Annotated in this window: 19 protein-coding genes; 11 read left to right on the forward strand and 8 right to left on the reverse strand. The window is 70.0% G+C overall.

Annotated elements, in window-relative coordinates; all coding sequences use genetic code 11:
• The first annotated feature begins 180 nt into the window (after window positions 1-180).
• A complete protein-coding gene (locus tag J3S20_RS04355) occupies window positions 181-831 on the forward strand; it encodes a CoA transferase subunit B (RefSeq protein ID WP_216834932.1) in 651 nt (216 codons plus the stop codon).
• Between the two features lie 38 nt (window positions 832-869).
• Here the strand turns inward: J3S20_RS04355 and J3S20_RS04360 are convergent, their stop codons facing one another.
• Complete coding sequence (locus J3S20_RS04360) at window positions 870-1,364, reverse strand: hypothetical protein (protein ID WP_216834934.1); 495 nt, start codon at window positions 1,362-1,364, stop codon at window positions 870-872.
• 123 nt (window positions 1,365-1,487) lie between these two features.
• Window positions 1,488-1,913, reverse strand: a complete 426-nt coding sequence (locus J3S20_RS04365) for a DUF1489 family protein (protein WP_216834936.1) — start codon at window positions 1,911-1,913, stop codon at window positions 1,488-1,490.
• Between the two features lie 128 nt (window positions 1,914-2,041).
• Here J3S20_RS04365 and J3S20_RS04370 point away from each other — a divergent pair, with 128 nt between their 5' ends.
• From J3S20_RS04370 to J3S20_RS04380, 3 genes are all read left to right on the forward strand, one after another.
• A complete protein-coding gene (locus J3S20_RS04370; protein WP_216834938.1) occupies window positions 2,042-3,034 on the forward strand; it encodes a TAXI family TRAP transporter solute-binding subunit in 993 nt (330 codons plus the stop codon).
• Window positions 3,035-3,243: 209 nt separating this feature from the next.
• Window positions 3,244-5,511, forward strand: a complete 2,268-nt coding sequence (locus J3S20_RS04375) for a methyl-accepting chemotaxis protein (RefSeq protein WP_343215150.1) — start codon at window positions 3,244-3,246, stop codon at window positions 5,509-5,511.
• An 83-nt stretch (window positions 5,512-5,594) separates the two neighbouring features.
• Window positions 5,595-6,617, forward strand: coding sequence for an aspartate-semialdehyde dehydrogenase (locus tag J3S20_RS04380; RefSeq protein ID WP_216834942.1), 1,023 nt, complete (start codon window positions 5,595-5,597; stop codon window positions 6,615-6,617).
• Between the two features lie 25 nt (window positions 6,618-6,642).
• Here the strand turns inward: J3S20_RS04380 and J3S20_RS04385 are convergent, their stop codons facing one another.
• Window positions 6,643-6,801, reverse strand: a complete 159-nt coding sequence (locus tag J3S20_RS04385; RefSeq protein WP_216834944.1) for a hypothetical protein — start codon at window positions 6,799-6,801, stop codon at window positions 6,643-6,645.
• Window positions 6,802-6,958: 157 nt separating this feature from the next.
• Here J3S20_RS04385 and sdhC point away from each other — a divergent pair, with 157 nt between their 5' ends.
• The 7 genes from sdhC to J3S20_RS04420 all read left to right on the forward strand — a co-directional run bounded on the left by sdhC (window position 6,959) and on the right by J3S20_RS04420 (window position 13,027).
• Window positions 6,959-7,402, forward strand: a complete 444-nt coding sequence (gene sdhC / locus J3S20_RS04390; RefSeq protein WP_216834946.1) for a succinate dehydrogenase, cytochrome b556 subunit — start codon at window positions 6,959-6,961, stop codon at window positions 7,400-7,402.
• 11 nt (window positions 7,403-7,413) lie between these two features.
• Window positions 7,414-7,806 carry a succinate dehydrogenase, hydrophobic membrane anchor protein gene (sdhD, locus tag J3S20_RS04395; RefSeq protein WP_216834948.1) on the forward strand — a complete coding sequence of 131 codons (393 nt, stop codon included), beginning with the start codon at window positions 7,414-7,416 and terminating at the stop codon, window positions 7,804-7,806.
• Between the two features lie 72 nt (window positions 7,807-7,878).
• A complete protein-coding gene (sdhA, locus tag J3S20_RS04400; protein WP_216834950.1) occupies window positions 7,879-9,696 on the forward strand; it encodes a succinate dehydrogenase flavoprotein subunit in 1,818 nt (605 codons plus the stop codon).
• Between the two features lie 16 nt (window positions 9,697-9,712).
• Window positions 9,713-10,495 carry a succinate dehydrogenase iron-sulfur subunit gene (locus tag J3S20_RS04405; protein WP_216834952.1) on the forward strand — a complete coding sequence of 261 codons (783 nt, stop codon included), beginning with the start codon at window positions 9,713-9,715 and terminating at the stop codon, window positions 10,493-10,495.
• A 25-nt stretch (window positions 10,496-10,520) separates the two neighbouring features.
• On the forward strand, window positions 10,521-10,940 hold the full coding sequence (locus tag J3S20_RS04410; protein ID WP_216834954.1) for a DUF4149 domain-containing protein: 420 nt from the start codon (window positions 10,521-10,523) through the stop codon (window positions 10,938-10,940).
• 105 nt (window positions 10,941-11,045) lie between these two features.
• A complete protein-coding gene (locus tag J3S20_RS04415) occupies window positions 11,046-12,134 on the forward strand; it encodes a TRAP transporter substrate-binding protein (RefSeq protein ID WP_216834956.1) in 1,089 nt (362 codons plus the stop codon).
• An 89-nt stretch (window positions 12,135-12,223) separates the two neighbouring features.
• Window positions 12,224-13,027 (forward strand): undecaprenyl-diphosphate phosphatase, encoded by an 804-nt coding sequence (locus J3S20_RS04420; protein WP_216834958.1) that lies wholly within the window; start codon window positions 12,224-12,226, stop codon window positions 13,025-13,027.
• A gap of 282 nt (window positions 13,028-13,309) precedes the next feature.
• Here the strand turns inward: J3S20_RS04420 and J3S20_RS04425 are convergent, their stop codons facing one another.
• From J3S20_RS04425 to J3S20_RS04445, 5 genes are all read right to left on the reverse strand, one after another.
• Window positions 13,310-13,906, reverse strand: coding sequence for a malonic semialdehyde reductase (locus J3S20_RS04425; RefSeq protein WP_216834960.1), 597 nt, complete (start codon window positions 13,904-13,906; stop codon window positions 13,310-13,312).
• Window positions 13,907-14,026: 120 nt separating this feature from the next.
• On the reverse strand, window positions 14,027-14,593 hold the full coding sequence (locus tag J3S20_RS04430; RefSeq protein ID WP_216834962.1) for a NifU family protein: 567 nt from the start codon (window positions 14,591-14,593) through the stop codon (window positions 14,027-14,029).
• A 218-nt stretch (window positions 14,594-14,811) separates the two neighbouring features.
• On the reverse strand, window positions 14,812-15,306 hold the full coding sequence (locus tag J3S20_RS04435) for a universal stress protein (RefSeq protein ID WP_216834964.1): 495 nt from the start codon (window positions 15,304-15,306) through the stop codon (window positions 14,812-14,814).
• Between the two features lie 37 nt (window positions 15,307-15,343).
• Window positions 15,344-16,102: a TIGR02186 family protein gene (locus J3S20_RS04440; protein ID WP_216834966.1), complete on the reverse strand. Its 759-nt coding sequence runs from the start codon at window positions 16,100-16,102 to the stop codon at window positions 15,344-15,346.
• A complete protein-coding gene (locus J3S20_RS04445; RefSeq protein WP_216834968.1) occupies window positions 16,099-17,007 on the reverse strand; it encodes a sulfite exporter TauE/SafE family protein in 909 nt (302 codons plus the stop codon). Before J3S20_RS04445 ends, J3S20_RS04440 begins: the two co-directional genes overlap by 4 nt.
• Between the last annotated feature and the right edge of the window lie 190 nt (window positions 17,008-17,197).

The following is a 17,197-nucleotide window of genomic DNA, read 5'->3' on the forward strand; positions in this document are numbered from 1 at the left end:
GATGCCCTCAGTCGTGCCGCAGGCACGCCAAAGGCGTGACGGGCGGGCGCTCCGCGCCCTTGGCTCCGCGCAGGCCGCTGGGGGTCTGCGCCGCAAGGTCGGTCTGTGCGCGGGCCGCATTCGCGGCCTCGGCCCGCGCGAAGTGGCGCGTGCCGCCCTCGCCTTTTCCTGGAGATAAAAATGCCCTGGACCCGCGACGAAATGGCGGCGCGCGCGGCGCGCGAGCTGCAGGACGGCTTCTACGTCAACCTCGGCATCGGCATCCCGACGCTGGTGGCGAACCACGTGCCGCCCGGCATGACGGTGCAGCTGCAGTCGGAGAACGGCATGCTCGGCCTCGGCCCCTTCCCCTATGAGGGGGAGGAGGACCCGGACCTGATCAATGCCGGCAAGCAGACCATCACCCAGCTGCCCAGCAGCAGCTTCTTCGACAGCGCCCAGTCCTTCGCCATGATCCGCGGCGGGCATATCGACCTGTCCATCCTGGGTGCGCTGCAGGTGGCGCAGAACGGGGATCTCGCGAACTGGATGATCCCCGGCAAGATGGTGAAGGGCATGGGCGGCGCCATGGACCTGGTGGCCGGGGTGAAGCGGGTGATCGTGCTGATGGAGCACACCGCCGGCGGCAAACCCAAGCTGCTGAAGCAGTGCACCCTGCCGCTGACCGGCCGCCGCGTGGTGGATGTGGTGGTGACGGAGCTGGGCGTCTTCGCCATCGACAAGAAGGGCGATGGCCCGATGCGCCTGCTGGAACTGGCGCCCGGCGTCACCGAGGCCGAGGTGCGCGAGAAGACCGAGGCCGACTTCGTCTCCGCCCTGGTCAATGCCTGAACGGCGAGGGGGGCGGATCGCGCCCCCCGACGAAAGGATTACTGCAGCTGCGGCTGGCGCGCCTGCTGGTAGCGCAGGCGGTCCTCCTCCAGGATCCGGCGCAGCCGCTCCAGCTCGCGCTCCCGCTCCGCCATCGAACGCTCCCAGTCCTGCCCGCCGGAAGCCTGGGTGCGGCTGGGGGCGGGCGCGGCGGCGGGCAGCGGGGTGGTCTCCCGCGCCTCCTGGCGCACGGGGGCGCGGCGGACCGTGCGGCGCGGCGTGCTGCGGCGGGTCGTCGTCGGGGCGGCGGCGGGCACGGGCGGCGGCGGCACCCAGTCCAGCAGCGGAATCGGGCCCCGCGCCTGCGCCTCGCCGGCCGGGGCATTCGGGGTGAAGGCCGGGGCATTCGGCGTGCGCTGCCGGAAACTGTCGAAATCCGTGACGGTGGAACTCAGCAGGTCGCGCCCGGGCCCGGCGTCGTTCCAGTGCTGCGCCGCGGCCGGCGCGGCGGCCAACAGGACGAGGGGCAAGGCGAGAAGGGCAAAGCGGCGCATCGGGCGGGGTCCCAGTCTGGAACAGGAGGCTGGCGGCGCGGGGTGGCGCGTGCTGGCGCGAAGATGACCGGCCCGGCCGCGGCGCACAAGCAAGGAAAGCCGGATCAGGCCGGCAGGCGCCTCCTATAGCAGGCAGAGCGCCTCCAGCTCCCGCCGCAGGGCGGGGGGCAGGGCGTCCAGCCCGCCGGCGGCGGCCTGGCCGCGGGGCGCATCGGGCGGCGCCGCCTCGGCGGTCAGGTAGCGCCAGCCCTGGAAGGGTTTCTGGGGGCGCGGCTCGAGCAGGACGAGTTCCGGGTCCAGCACCAGGCCGGCGCAGCTGGTGCCGTCGTCCCAGCGTTCCTCCCGTACCTCCAGGATCCGCTGGCGCACGCGGATGAAGCCGGACAGCACCCAGTAGAGCGAACCGCCCTCCACCAGCTCCGCCGCGCGCTTCGGCACCATGCGGGTCTGGTGGCGCAGCGGCGGGTCCAGCGCGGCGCGGCGCGCCTGGCCGGCGGCCAGCTCCGCCACCTCCTTCGGCCCGACGCAGAGTTTCAGAAGATGCAGCATGGGCCGATGCATGTGGCCTGGCGCCGAGTCCGCGCAAGCCCCGGACAGCTCCCAGGCACGCGGGCGCTTGCCCCGAAACCCATCCCGGCTTAAGCGGAAGCAATAAAACAGTCCCAGGGAGACGAAACATGCTTCGCCGCAACCTGCTGGCCGCCACCGTGCTCGGTGCCACCGCGCCCGGGCTCTTCACCCCCGCCTTGGCCCAGCCGCGCAATGCCGCCTGGCCGCGCGCCCTGAACATGGGCACCGCCGCGCCGGGCGGCACCTATGCGCTGTATGGGCCGGCCTGGGGCCAGATCGCGCAGGAAGCGACCGGCGTGCAGATTTCCTATCGCACGACGCAGGGCCCGAACCAGAACATCATCCTGGTGAACCGCAAGGAGGTGGAGCTGGGCATGGTGACCATGGGGGTCGCCCTGCAGGCCTGGAACGGCAACGGCGCCTGGACCCAGGGCAACCGCTTCCGCGATATCCGCGCGCTGTTCCCGATGTATGACACGCCCTTCCACGGCATCGCACTGAAGCGCAGCGGCATCACTAAGCATGCCGACCTGAACGGCAAGAGCGTCGGCGTCGGCCCGCGCGGCGGCACGCCCGGCACCTACTACCCGCTGCTGCTGCAGGAGCTGGGCATCACGCCGTCCGCCGTGCGCTATGGCTCGGCCTCGGACCTCGTCGGGCAGATCCAGGACGGGCTGCTGGACAGCTTCCTCTTCGCCTCCGGCGTGCCGGTGCCGGCCTTCTCCGAGATCGAGGTGCAGGCCGAGGTGAATTTCCTCGACTTCACGCAGGAGGAGGTGGCGAAGCTGACGGCGAAGTTCCCGGAGCTGGCCGGCGGCGCGCTGCCGGTCGGCACCTATCGCACCCAGCAGCGGCCGCTCGGCATCGTCGGCATGTACAACTTCGCCATCGGCCACAAGTCGCTGCCCGATGACCTGGCCTATGAGATCACCAAATCCGTGCTGTCGCAGAATGCCCGCTTCAAGGCGGCGATTTCCGCGGCGTCGGAGACGGTGGCGGCGAACTGGACCAAGAACACCTTCCTGCCCTTCCATCCGGGCGCCGCGCGCTACCTGCGCGAGGTCGGCCAGCAGGTGCCGGACAATCTCGTAATGGCCTGAGGCCGGGGCGGCGGGCGGGGCCACGGCTCCCGCCTTGCCTGCAAGCGGGGCTGCGGCCCCGCCTGGCCTGACCGGCCCGGCCGCCAGGCCGCGGACGTTCACCTGCTGGCAAGACGCCTCTGCGACACTGCGGGCTCGCCATCCGTGGAGCCTGCAATATGCGTTTTCTCCTCGACTTGTCGGTCGGCCGTAAACTCGCGGCCTCGGCAGTGCTTGCCTTGCTTCTGCTGCTGGGACTGGTCGTGGTGATCTGGCAGGAAACCAGCGGCATCCTGGACGAGCAGCAGGTGTCCGCCCGCGTGCAGACCTCCATGGACCGGATGGAGCATGGCGCCGACCAGCTGCGGGAGGTCGCCATGCTGGAGCGCGACCTGCTGCTGACCCATGAGGAAGCCGGCCAGGCCCCCGCCTGGGCCGCCATCGAGGCCGCGATCCGCGAGGGTGTCAGCGCCGTCCGCGCCTCGCTCACCGGCCTCGACGCGCCTGTCATGGCCGCCGCCGTGGATCGGCTGGGCCAGGCGGCGGAGGTCTATCGCGCGGCGCTGGAGCGGGTGGCGCAGCAGCGCCTGCTGATCATCCAGGCGCGCGACAAGGAATTGTTCCCCCTCTCCTCCGATTACGACGCGCTGTTCGAGGCCGTCTCCGCCAGCTTCGGCTTCGACCTGCCGGCGGACCAGCAGGATGATGCGCGGCACCGCCTGCTGACCGTGCATGGCGCGGTGAACGATGTGCGCATCGGCGTGCAGCGGCTGCTGGCCACGGGCGACGAGGCGCAGTTGCGCCGGGTGCGGCGCGGCATCGCCCAGGCGCGCGTGCACAGCCGCGGCCTGGTCTCGCTGGAAGCGCCGGGCCGGCTGCGGGAAGATGTGAACCGCCTGGCCGAACGCGCCCAGGCCATCGGCGCGGCGGCGGCCAAGATCCTCGATGCCGGGGAGGAGGTGACCAAGGCGCGACGCGAACAGGTCGCCACGGCCCGCGAGGCCCTGCAGCAGGCGGTGGAGGCGCTGGGCACGGCCGGACTTAACCTGGCCACGACGCAGCGCGAGAAGGTGATGCAGCGCGCCGAGCTGGTGCGGTCCGGCGCCCTGTGGTCCGGCGGCGCCATCGGCCTGGTGCTGCTGCTCTCTTCCCTCGCCATGGCCCGCGGCATCGGCGCGCCGATGCGCAGGCTCTCCGCCGTCATGGCGCGGATCGCGGCCGGCGAGGCCGGCGTGACGGTGCCCGATCGCGGCCGACGCGACGAGATCGGCCAGATGGCGGAGGCGCTGGAAGGCCTGCGCGCCACCGTCAACCGCGCCTTCGCCCAGGGCCAGATGATCGAGCAGCTGCCCTCGGCGGTGATGAGCGCGGATCCGCGCGACGGCTTCCGCATCACCTACATGAACGCCGAATCGCAGCGCCTGATGGGCAGCCTGCGCCAGCTTTTGCCCTGCGCGCCGGAGGAGATGGTCGGCCAGAGCATCGACATCTTCCACAAGCACCCGCAGAAGCAGCTGGCGCTGCTGGCCGACCCGTCCCGCCTGCCGCATAGCGCGCGGATCAACCTGGGGAAGGAGGTGCTGGAGCTGCGCGTCTCCGCCATCCGCGACGCCGCCGGCGCCTATAGCGGCGCGATGCTGACCTGGACCCTGGCGACCGAGCAGGTGCGCCTGGCCGATACCTTCGAGAACGAGGTGGGCGCCGTCGTCACTGCCGTGGCGCAATCGGCGGAACGGCTGCAGCAATCCGCCATCGCACTCTCCGGCACCGCCGCCACCTCGGGCGAGGAAGCCGCCGCGGTGGCCGCGGCGGGCAGCCGGGCGCAGGGCGATGTGCAGGCGGTGGCCGCGGCCGCCGAGCAGATGGCGAGCTCCGTCAGCGAAATCTCCCGCCAGGTGGGGGAGGCCGCCCAGGTCGCCGGCCGCGCGGTGGAGGAGGCGCGCGCCACGGATGCGACCGTGCAGGGCCTGTCCGAGGCGGCGACGCGCATCGGCGACGTGGTCCGGCTGATCGGCGACATCGCCGGCCAGACCAATCTGCTGGCGCTGAACGCGACGATCGAGGCGGCCCGCGCCGGGGAGGCCGGGAAGGGCTTCGCGGTGGTGGCGAGCGAGGTGAAGTCGCTGGCCGGCCAAACCGCCAAGGCGACGGAGGAGATCGCGGCCCAGATCAGCCAGATGCAGACGGCCACCACCCAGGCGGTGACGGCCATCCGCGGCATCGGCAGCACGGTGGAACGCACCAGCGAGATTGCGACGGCCATCGCCGCCGCGGTGGAACAGCAGGGCGCCGCGACGCAGGAGATCGCGCGCAGCGCTGGCCAGGTGGCGGAGGCGACGCAGACCGTGGCGCGGCGGATCGAGGGTGTGCGCGGCGCGGCCCAGGCCACCGGCACCGCCGCCACGGCGATGCGTGACGACAGCGGCACCCTGGCCGACCAGGCCACCCAGCTGCGGGAGAAGACCGACAGCTTCCTGCGCGCCGTCCGGGCCATGTAGCCGAGGCGCGATCCGCCCAGGCGCTTGCCGCGCCGGGGCGGAAGCGCCTAAGCCCGCCTGCGAAAATGAGGCAGGAGCGGCAGATGGGCTACAGGATGGCCGTGGTCGGCGCCACCGGGGCGGTGGGGCGCGAGATCCTCAAGACGCTGGCGGAGCGCAGCTTCCCGGTGGACAGCATGGTGGCGCTGGCCTCCGGCCGCTCCTCCGGGCAGCAGGTCTCCTTCGGCGACGACCAGGTGCTGACGGTGAAGTCGCTCGACAGCTTCGACTTCAAGGGCATCGACATCGCGCTGTTCTCGCCCGGCGCGGCGGTCAGCGCGGTGCATGCGCCGCGGGCGGCGGCGGCCGGCTGCGTGGTGATCGACAATACCAGCCAGTTCCGCATGGACCCCGACGTGCCACTGGTGGTGCCGGAGGTGAATCCGCAGGCGCTGGCCCGCTTCAGGAAGCGGCGGATCATCGCCAACCCGAACTGCTCCACCATCCAGATGGTGGTGGCGCTGAAGCCGCTGCATGACCTGGCGCGGGTGAAGCGGGTGGTGGTCTCCACCTACCAATCCGTCTCCGGCGCGGGGCGGGAGGCGATGGACGAGCTCTGGTCGCAGACCCGCGGCGTCTATGTGAACGAGACCCCGCCCTCGGAACAATTCACCAAGCAGATCGCCTTCAACGTCATCCCGCATATCGACAACTTCCTGGCCGATGGCTCGACCCGGGAGGAGACGAAGATGGCGGAGGAGACGCGCAAGATTCTCAGCCCGGACATCGCGGTGATGGCGACCTGCGTGCGCGTGCCGGTCTTCATCGGCCATGCCGAGGCGGTGCATGTGGAATTCGAGGAGCCGATCACCGAGGCCGATGCCTGGTCCGCATTGCGGGAGGCGCCGGGCATCATCGTGCTCGATCGGCGGGAGGATGGCGGCTATGCGACGCCGGCCGAGATCGCCGGCGAGGACGCCGTCTATGTCAGCCGCCTGCGCCGCGACCTGACCGTGCCGAACGGCCTGGCCTTCTGGTGCGTCAGCGACAACCTCCGCAAGGGCGCGGCGCTGAACGCGGTGCAGATTGCGGAGGAACTGGTGGCGCAAGGGCTTCTGGGGGGCTGAGCCCCCTGCGGCCTTAACCCCGCCTTCAGAACAGCACCCGCAGGATCGTCGCCAGGGCCGCGCCGGCCGTCAGCAGCTTGTGCACCAGGTCCAGCACCGTCGTCCGCGCCGGGCGAGCCGCCTCGGGGCGGGGCTCGCGCGGGGCGAAGCGGGGCAGGCGGGGTGGCGGATCGCGGGGGCGCATGGCCTGAGGATATCATTCCTAATCATGCGCGCCATACACGATTTGTTCTCCTATTCCTGCCAGCCTGCGTTGACGCTATGGCGCGCTGCACCATAAAAGCCTGTCAACAGTGTGCGCGCGCCCCGCAATCAGGCGCGCGATGAGGAGCGGGCACCGCATGTCATCAGTTCCCGACGCAAGCGACGCGACCATGCTGGGTCGCCGTACCGATGGCACGCCGGTGCGCCGGCCGCTGTCGCCGCATCTGCAGGTCTACGACATGATGCAGATGACCAGCGCGCTTTCCATCTCGCATCGCGCCACCGGCATCGCCTGGACCGCCGGCGCCGCCTTGATGGTGTGGTGGCTGGTCGCCGCCGCCTCCGGCCCCGAGGCCTTCGCCTGGGTGCAGTGGTTCCTGGGCTCCTTCCTCGGCATCCTGGTGCTGATGGGCGTCACCGCCGCGGCCTGGTTCCATACCCTGGCCGGGGTGCGCCACCTGTTCTGGGATGCGGGCTATGGCTACGACATCCCGACCACCTACAAATCCGGCCGGATAGTGCTGGTCGGCACCGCCGTGCTGACGGCGCTGACCTGGCTCGCGCTGCTGATCTCCTGGTGAGGGGCGAGACCATGGAACCGACACGCGCCACCACGCTGCGCACCCCGCTCGGCCGCGTCCGCGGCTCGGGCTCGGCGAAGTCCGGCACGCATCACTGGTGGATGCAGCGCGTCACCTCGCTGGCGCTGCTGCCGCTGACGATTTGGTTCATCGTCTCGCTCGCCACCTCGGCCGGCCTGACGCATCTCGAGGCCGCGGCCTGGATCGGGCACCCGGTCAATGCGGTGCTGCTGCTGGCGCTGATCGGCCTGACCTTCCACCACACCGCGGCCGGGCTGCAGGTGGTGCTGGAAGACTATGCCAAGCCGGAATGGGTGAAGATCGCCTCCATCCTCGCGGTGAAGGCGGTGTGCGCATTGCTGGCGCTGGCGGCCGCCCTGGCCGTTTTGCGCCTTGCGGTCTGAGGTATCGGACCAAACTCGGGTCTAACCGGCGCGGGCCATTTCGCCCCGCCACACGGATGGACGGCAGACCAGATGAACGCCATCTCCAAGCCCGCAATCGGCGGCGGAGCCTATCGGATCGTCGACCACACCTATGACGTGGTCGTGGTCGGCGCAGGCGGTGCGGGCCTGCGCGCCACCTTCGGCATGGGGGCCTCCGGCCTCAAGACTGCCTGCATCACCAAGGTCTTCCCGACGCGGTCGCACACCGTCGCCGCGCAGGGCGGCGTTGGCGCCGCGCTCGGCAATATGGGCGAGGATGACTGGCGCTGGCACATGTACGACACCGTGAAGGGGTCGGACTGGCTGGGCGACCAGGACGCCATCGAATACATGTGCCGCGAGGCGATCCCGGCGATCATCGAGCTGGAGCACTACGGCGTGCCCTTCAGCCGGACCGAGGACGGCAAGATCTACCAGCGCCCCTTCGGCGGCCACATGCAGGACTACGGCAAGACGCCGGCTATGCGCGCCTGCGCCGCCGCCGACCGCACCGGCCACGCCATCCTGCACACGCTGTACCAGCAGGCGCTGAAGGCCAATTGCGAGTTCTTCGTCGAATACATCGCCCTCGACCTGATCATGGACGATGAGGGCGTCTGCCGCGGCGTCACCGCCTGGAACCTGGAAGACGGCAGCCTGCACCGCTTCCGCGCTCAGACGGTGGTGATGGCGACCGGCGGCTATGGCCGCGCCTATTTCTCCTGCACCTCCGCCCATACCTGCACCGGCGATGGCGGCGGCATGGTGCTGCGCGCTGGCCTGCCGCTGCAGGACAATGAGTTCGTCCAGTTCCACCCGACCGGCATCTACGGCTCCGGCTGCCTGGTGACCGAGGGCGCGCGCGGCGAGGGTGGCTACCTGACGAATTCCGAGGGCGAGCGCTTCATGGAGCGCTATGCGCCGACGGCGAAGGACCTCGCCTCCCGCGACGTCGTCTCCCGCGCCATGTCGATGGAAATCCGCGAGGGCCGCGGCGTCGGCCCGCTGAAGGACCATATCCACCTGCACCTGGAGCACCTGGGTGCCGACCTGCTGCATGAGCGCCTTCCCGGCATCTCCGAGACCGCCAAGATCTTCGCGGGCGTGGATGTGACGAAGGAGCCCATCCCGATGCTGCCGACCGTGCACTACAACATGGGCGGCATTCCCACGAACATCCATTGCGAGGTGCTGAACCCCACCAGCCAGGACCAGGACCGCGTGGTCCGCGGCCTGATGGCGGTGGGCGAGGCGGCCTGCGTTTCGGTCCACGGCGCCAACCGCCTCGGCACCAACAGCCTGCTCGACCTGGTGGTCTTCGGCCGCGCTGCCGCGCATCGCGCGGCGGAGACGATCAAGCCCGGCGCCAGCCAGCCGCCGCTGCCCGCAGGCGCCGGCGACTCCAGCTGGGCGCGCTTCGACAAGGTGCGGAACGCCAAGGGCGGCTCCTCCGTCTCCGACGTCCGCCTGCAGATGCAGCGCACCATGCAGGAACACGCCGCTGTCTTCCGCACTTCCGAACTGCTGAAGGAAGGCGTGGAGAAGATGGCGAAGGTCGCCTCGGGCTACGAGGATATCCGCATCGCCGACCGCAGCCTGATCTGGAACAGCGACCTCGTGGAGGCGCTTGAGCTGGACAACCTGATCGGCAATGCGCTGACCACGGTGGTGGGCGCCGAGGCCCGCAAGGAATCCCGCGGCGCCCATGCGCATGAGGACTACCCCGAGCGCGACGATGCGAACTGGATGAAGCACACCCTGGCCTGGGTGGACGACAAGCGGAACGTGAAGCTGGACTATCGCGACGTGAAGATGCGGACGCTCACCAACGAGGTCCAGGTCTTCCCGCCCAAGGCGCGCGTGTACTAGGAGCCCGATCAGAGCCATGGCCACCTTCACGCTGCCGCGCAACTCGACCATCACCAAGGGCAAGCACTTCCCCGCGCCGGCCGGCGCGACGAAGGTGCGGACCTTCAAGATCTATCGCTGGGATCCGGATTCCGGCGAGAACCCGCGCACCGACACCTACGACGTCGACCTCGACAAGTGCGGGCCGATGGTTCTCGACGCCCTCATCAAGATCAAGAACGAGGTCGACAGCACCCTGACCTTCCGGCGCTCCTGCCGAGAGGGCATCTGCGGCTCCTGCTCGATGAATATCGACGGGCTGAACACCCTGGCCTGCCTGAAGCCGATCGAGGATGTGAAGGCCGAGGTCCGCATCCACCCGCTGCCGCATATGCCGGTGGTGAAGGACCTGGTGCCCGACCTGTCCCAGATCTACGCCCAGCTGCGCAGCGTGGAGCCCTGGCTGAAGGCCGACACCCCCCCGCCGCCGGATGGCGAGCGCCTGCAGTCGAAGGAGGAGCGCGCCAAGCTCGACGGGCTGTGGGAATGCATCCTCTGCTTCTGCTGCTCCACCGCCTGCCCGAGCTACTGGTGGAACGGCGACCGCTACCTGGGCCCGGCCGTGCTGCTGCAGGCCTATCGCTGGATCGCGGACAGCCGCGATGAGCACACCGGCGCGCGGCTGGATGCGCTGGAGGATCCCTTCAAGCTGTATCGCTGCCACACCATCATGAACTGCACCCGGACCTGCCCGAAGGGGCTGAACCCGGCCCAGGCCATCGGTGACATCAAGAAGATGCTCGCCGAGCGGGTGGTGTGATTTTGGGAAGCAGGGCGGCCTGACCATGACCGCCCTGCTCGTCATCGCGCTGTTCTGCACGGCGCTGCTGTTCGGCGGCATGGCCTTCTTCGCCGCCCTCATCGCGCCCATCGTCTTCCGCGTGCTGCCCGGCGACATGGCCGGGCGCTTCATCCGCAGCGTCTTCCCGCCCTACTACCTCTGGGTGCTCGCCACCTCGGCGGCGGCCTGCGTGGCGCTGTTCCCGCTGTCCAAGATCGATGCGGGCATCATGGCGGCCATCGCGGGCCTCACCGTCTTCCTCCGCCAGATGCTGATGCCGCGCATCAATGCGCTGTCGGACCGCGTGAAGGCCGGCGACACCACTGCCCAGCGCGGCTTCGACACCGGTCACCGCCTCTCCGTCGCGGCCAATCTGCTGCAGCTGGTGGCGGCCGGCGTGGTGCTTGCGGGATTCGTCTTCTGAGGTTTCCGCCGCAATAAACCGCCACTTTCCGGCGGCTGCAGGATCGCTTAATTCTAGCGGCAGAAGCGGGCAGCCGGCCCGCGCGCCCATCCGGGAGGAAGTTCCATGAACCGCCGTGCCATGCTGGGCGCCGCCGCCGCGGCCGCGCCCCTCGCCCTCGCCACGCCCGCCCTGGCCCAGGCCAATCCGGAGGTGCGCTGGCGCGCCGCCTCCTCCTTCCCCCGCGTCTTCGACGTGCTCTACGGCACCTTCGAGAAGGTGGCCGCCCGCGTCGCCCAGCTGACCGAGGGCAAGTTCCGCATCCAGACCTTCCCGGCCGGCGAGATCGTCGGCGGGCTGCAGGTGCTGGACGCCGTCCAGGCCGGCACCATCGAGGCCGGGCACACCGCCTCCTACTACTACATCGGCAAGGAGCCGGGCTTTGCCCCCTTCACCGCCATGTGCTTCGGCCTGAACACCCGCCAGCTGACCTCCTGGTTCCGCCATGGCGGCGGCAACCAGCTCGCGGCGGAGCTCTTCAACGAGTACAACATCCACGGCATCACCTGCGGCGACACCGGCGCGCAGATGGGCGGCTGGTTCCGCAACGAGATCACCTCGGTGGACCAGCTGCGCGGCCTGAAGTTCCGCATCACGGGCCTGGCCGGCCAGCTGTTTACCCGCCTCGGCGCCGCGCCCACGCTGATCGCGCCCGCCGACATCTACCCCTCGCTGGAGCGCGGCGTGATCGACGCCGCCGAATTCGTCGGCCCGCATGACGATGAGCGCGCGAACTACGTCCGCGTTGCGCGCTTCTACTACGCCCCGGGCTTCTGGGAGCCGGGCGCGCGGCTGCACTTCATGTCCAATATGCGCGCCTGGAACGCCCTGCCGGACCAGTACAAGCACGCGCTGGAAGTGGCCTGCGGCGAGGCGGATGCCGAGATGGTCGCGCGCTACGACTTCCTGAACCCGCAGGCGCTGCGCCGCCTGGTCGCCGCCGGCGCCCAGCTGCGCTTCTGGCCGCGCCCGGTGCTGGAAGCCGCCTGGAAGGCGAATGAGGAATTGAACGCCGACCTGGCCCGCGGCAATCCGCGCTTCGCCAAGATCATGGAAAGCTACAACCGCTTCCGCACCGAGCAGTTCCAGTGGTTCCGCATCGCCGAGAACAGCTACGACAATTTTGCGTTCTCGGCCGCCCAGACGGTCCGCTGATAAATTTGAGGCCATCCGACGGCGGCGCGCATCGCAGCGCGCCGCCGCCTGCCCTATAGCCCGCGCGAACCAACAGGGACGACGCGCGGATGGATCTCGGGACACTGCTCTCCGCCCTGGCCATGGGCGTGGTCGAAGGCGCGACCGAATTCCTGCCGATCTCCTCGACCGGCCACCTGATCCTCCTCGGCGAGCTGATCGGCTTCCAAGGCCCGCCGGGCAAGACCTTCGAAATCTGCATCCAGCTCGGCGCCGTGCTCGCCGTGGTGGTAGTCTTCCGCGCCACCCTCTGGCGCCTGGCCACCCTGGCCTGGAAACCCGGACCGGAACGCTTCTACGCCCAGAACCTGCTGCTGGCCTTCCTGCCCGCCGCCGTCATCGGCGCCACCCTGCACGGCACCATCACCCGGCTGCTGTTCAGCCCCTGGGTGGTCTGCTTCGCGCTGATCCTGGGCGGCATCGCCATCATCGCCATCGAACGCTGGCGACCCAACCCCAGCATCCACTCCGTCCCCCAGATGGGACCCCTCGCCGCCCTGCTGATCGGCCTCGGCCAGGCGCTGGCGATGATCCCCGGCACCTCCCGCTCCGGCGCCACCATCATCACCGCCCTCCTCGTCGGCGTCGAACGCCGCACCGCCGCCGAATTCAGCTTCGTCCTCGCCATCCCCACCATGGCCGCCGCCACAGCCTACAGCCTCTACAAGGCCCGCGCCGACCTCGACCTCTCCGACCTCGGCCAGATCAGCATCGGCTTCATCACCGCCTTCATCGTCGCCCTGGTGATCGTGCGCTGGCTGATGCGCGTGATCTCCCGCATCGGCTTCACCCCCTTCGGCTACTACCGCATCGCCCTCGGCACCCTGATGCTCGCCTTCCTCATCCTGCGCTGAGGCCGGCCGCGGCTGGAGGCAGGCGGCGCTGGGTGGTTTGCAGGAGGGGCTCTGCCCCTCCCGCACCCTCCCCGCCAGGAGGCAGTGGCCTCCTGGACCTCAGGACCTTTGAGTAGAAATGGAGAGGGGGCCGTGGCTGCCGCATGATCTGCGGTACCGCTGGCCCCCTCTCCATTTCTACTCATGATTCAAGGGTTCCAAGGGGCCACTGCCCCTTGGCAGGGGATCGGACGCATGCGTCCGATGGGGGACAGCGTCCCCCTGCAGAGCCACTCGCGCAGCCTATTCCAGCCGGGCCGCCTCATCGAAGCTCAGGCGCGGGCTGCGGGGGAAGAGGCCGGTGTTGTCGCCGTAGCCGAGGTTGACCAGGAAGTTGGATTTCCAGGTGGTGCCGGCCAGGAAGAGTTCGTCGACCTTGGCGTTGTCGAAGCCGCTCATCGGGCCGGCGTCGAGGCCGGCGGCGCGGGCGGCCAGGATCAGGTAGGCGCCTTGCAGGGTGCCGTTGCGGAAGGCGGTGGTTTCGGCCAGGGCGGGGTTGCCGGCGAACCAGGACCGTGCGTCGGCGTGCGGGAAGAGGAAGGGCAGCTTGTCGTAGAAGGCGGTGTCGTGGGCCACGATGGCGATGACGGGCGCCGTCATGGTCTTTTCGAGGTTGCCGGGCGAGAGGGCTTCCTTCAGGCGGGCCTTGGCGTCCGGCGTGCGGATGAAGACGAAGCGCGCGGGCGAGGAATTGGCCGAGGTGGGCGCGAATTTCAGGAGGTTGTAGATCTCCTCAATCTTGCTGTCCGGAACCGGGCGGTCCTGCCACTTGTTCGCGGTGCGGGCCTCGCGGAACAGGGTGTCCAGGGCCTGGTCGTCGAGGGTCGTGCGGTCCGTCATCGCAATCTCCGTTGTCGCCGCCGGGGCGGCCTTGGCGCGGGGATACGATGCTTTGGCGCGGCGGGCCAATCGCCCGCCGCCATATCCGTCATCCGCCGGTGCAATGGACGGCGGGGTGGATCAGGCCTCCACCTGCTCCACCCGGACCACTTCCGGCACGTAGTGCCGCAGCATGGTCTCGACCCCGTGCTTGAGCGTGGCGCGGGAGGAGGGGCAGCCGGCGCAGGCGCCTTGCATATGCAGGCGGACGACGCCTTCGCGGAAGCCGCGGAAGACGATGTCGCCGCCGTCGCCGGCCACCGCCGGGCGCACGCGGGTGTCGAGCAGTTCCTTGATCTGGGTGACGATTTCCTCGTCCTCCGCGGCGAAGTCCTCCTCCTCCGCGACGGCGTCCTCGCCTTCCATCACCGGCAGGCCGGCCAGGTAGTGTTCCATGACGGCGCCGAGAATGCGGGGACGCAGCATCTGCCAGTCGGCAGACTCAGCCTTGGTGACAGTCACAAAATCCTGGCCGAGGAAGACGCGGGCGACGTCGCCGACGGCGAAGATGCGGGCCGCCAGCGGGCTGCGCCCGGCGGTGTCCTCGGCCGAGGTGAAGTCCGCGGTGCCGCGGCTCGCCATGACATCGCGGCCCGGCAGGAACTTCAATGTGGCGGGGTTCGGCGTGGCTTCCGTCTCGATGAACATTCTTCTGAGTTCCGCGGTGCTGGCGATACCTGACCTATGTGGTCCGTTTTAGGGCCTGCTGCAACCGGTGGCTTTGGGGAGGTTGGAAGCGTGTCCCGACGGTCCCAGGAGAGGCGGCCCGCCGCGCTTCAGGCGGGCCGAGGCGCCGAACGGCGCCCGCGGCTCATGCCGCGAAGGCAAGCGCGCGGAGCGCGCGCCCGCCGTTTGAGGGCAAGCATTTAAGTCACCCGCTCCAGCTCCGCATCGCTCATCCCGCCGGGCACGATGGTCATCGGCACCAGCAGCTTGGTGGCGTAGCGGCCGGTCAGCGCCTGGATCAGCGGGCCGGGGCCGGAGCCGCCGGTGGAGCTGGCCAGCACCAGGATGGAGATGCGCGGATCCTCCGCCAGCAGGGCCAGCAGCTCGTCGCGCGGATCGCCCTCCCGGATCAGCAGGATGGGCAGGCCGCCGGTCAGCTCGTTCACCTCGGCCGCGAGGCCGGAGAGAAGCCGCTCCGCCTCCTCCCGCCGTTCCTCGGCCAGCATGGCGCCGACGCCGGCCCATTCCACCTGGCCAGCGGGCTCGATCACCCGCAGCAGGGCGACGCGGCCGCCGGATTTGCGCACCCGCAGCGCCGCGTAGCGCAGCGCCAGGCTGCGTTCGGGGCTGTCATCCACCACCACCAGGAAGACCCGGTCCCGTCGCGCCTGCGCCGCTTCCGCCGTTTCGCCCATGCTCGATACCCCAGAAGTCGCCGGGACGGGTGGCCCCTCAGCCGCGCCGGAAGACGACGCTGCCGATCCAGCCGGCCAGGCCCGCCATGATGATGCAGGCGATGGCATACAACACAGGCTGCTCCCGCGCGACGTCGGCGATGAAGGCGGAGGTGCCGGTGCGCACCACATCCAGCCGCAGCTCCTGCCGCGCCACCACGCGGCGGTTGCGCACCAGCATCACCTGCACCTGGTACAGCCCATGCGCCACCGTGGCCGGCAGCGGCAGGCGGGCATGGAACAGCCGGCCGCCCGAGACCTCGATCGGGCGGTCGCGGTCCACCCACAGCCCGGCCTCCTGCTGCAGATTGGCCAGGGCATTGCGGAAGGTGGGCCCCTGCGCGCCGAGCTGCACCAGCGGCAGCTGGTCCAGCGCCAGGCGCAGGTCGGCGCGCTCCACCCGGTCCAGCATCGCAGTCAGCGGGCGGGTGGAGGCCAGGGCCCAGTAGCTCGGCACCCGGTTGAAGCGGGCGGAGGGGCCGTTGATCCAGAAGCCCATCGCATTGACCTTCTGGCGCACCATCATCGAGGTCTCGGGCCCGATGACCAGCACCAGCACCTCGTCCCCCTCCGGCCCGATCAGGCGTTCGGTGGCGCCGAAGACCAGGATCTCGGCGCCGGAGAAGGCGGTGGTCACTTCCACCCGGCGCACCGAGAGTTCGGCGGTGAGGGAAGGCGGCACCGCCGCGGCCTCCTGCGCCCGGGCCGCGGGCAGGCCCAGTAGCAGCAGCAGCAGCAGGCAAGCCGCCCGCATCATGGAACCGGGCCGATAACGAAGAGCGACTCCGGCACCCGCAGCAGGTCCCAGAGCAGGGACAGCGCCACGGCCAGCACCAGCGCGCCGAGCAGCGCGCGCATCTCCTCTCCGCGCAGCTTGGTGCCCATGGCGGCGCCGAATTGCGCGCCGGAGACGCCGCCGGCCAGCAGCAGCAGGGTCAGCACGACATCGACGCTGCCGACCTGGATGGCCTGCAGGAAGGTGACATTGGCGGTGACGAAGACCACCTGGAACAGCGAGGTGCCGATCACGACGGCGGTCGGCATGCCGAGCAGGTAGATCATCGCCGGCACCAGCATGAAGCCACCGCCCACGCCCATGACGGCGGAGAGCACGCCGATGGCGAAGCCGATGCCGAGCGGCGGGATGACCGAGATGTACAGCCGCGACTTGCGGAACCGCATCTTGAAGGGCAGGCCGTGCATCCAGAGGTGCTCGTGCAGCCGCTGCGGCCGCGCCCGCTTGCGGCGCAGGATCGCGGTCAGGCTTTCGCGCACCATCAGCCCGCCGACGCTGCCCAGCACGACGACGTAGAAGATGGCCACGGCGAGATCGACCTGCCCCGCGCGGCGCAGCCAGGCGAACAGCTGCACGCCGGCGAGCGAACCGAGGAAGCCTCCGATGATGAGCACCGTGCCCATCCGCACATCGACATTGCCGCGCCGCCACTGCGCGATGAGGCCGGAGACGGAGGCGCCGAGCGTCTGGTTGGCGCCGGAGCCGACGGCGACGGGCGAGGGAATGCCGATCAGGATCAGCAGCGGCGTCAGCAGGAAGCCGCCGCCGACGCCGAACAGGCCCGAGAGCCAGCCCACGCCAAAGCCGATGCCCAGCAGCAGCAGGGCATCGACCGACATTTCGGCAATCGGCAGATAGACCTGCATTCCGCGGGCGAGTCTCGGCTGGCGGCGTGGCGACAAGAAGGCGGTATCAACCTCTGCGCAGGGGGCCGCAACCCGGGCAGGCGCGGGAAGTGTGGTCGTTTCGGTCAGATCGGCGTGCGCGCGCCTGTTGCGCCCGTCACCTGTTGCACCTGTCACCAGGATGCGCATGACGCGGCGGGGCCGATCCGCT

The organism is Falsiroseomonas tokyonensis (genome assembly GCF_019024325.1).
Taxonomy (GTDB): domain Bacteria; phylum Pseudomonadota; class Alphaproteobacteria; order Acetobacterales; family Acetobacteraceae; genus Falsiroseomonas; species Falsiroseomonas tokyonensis.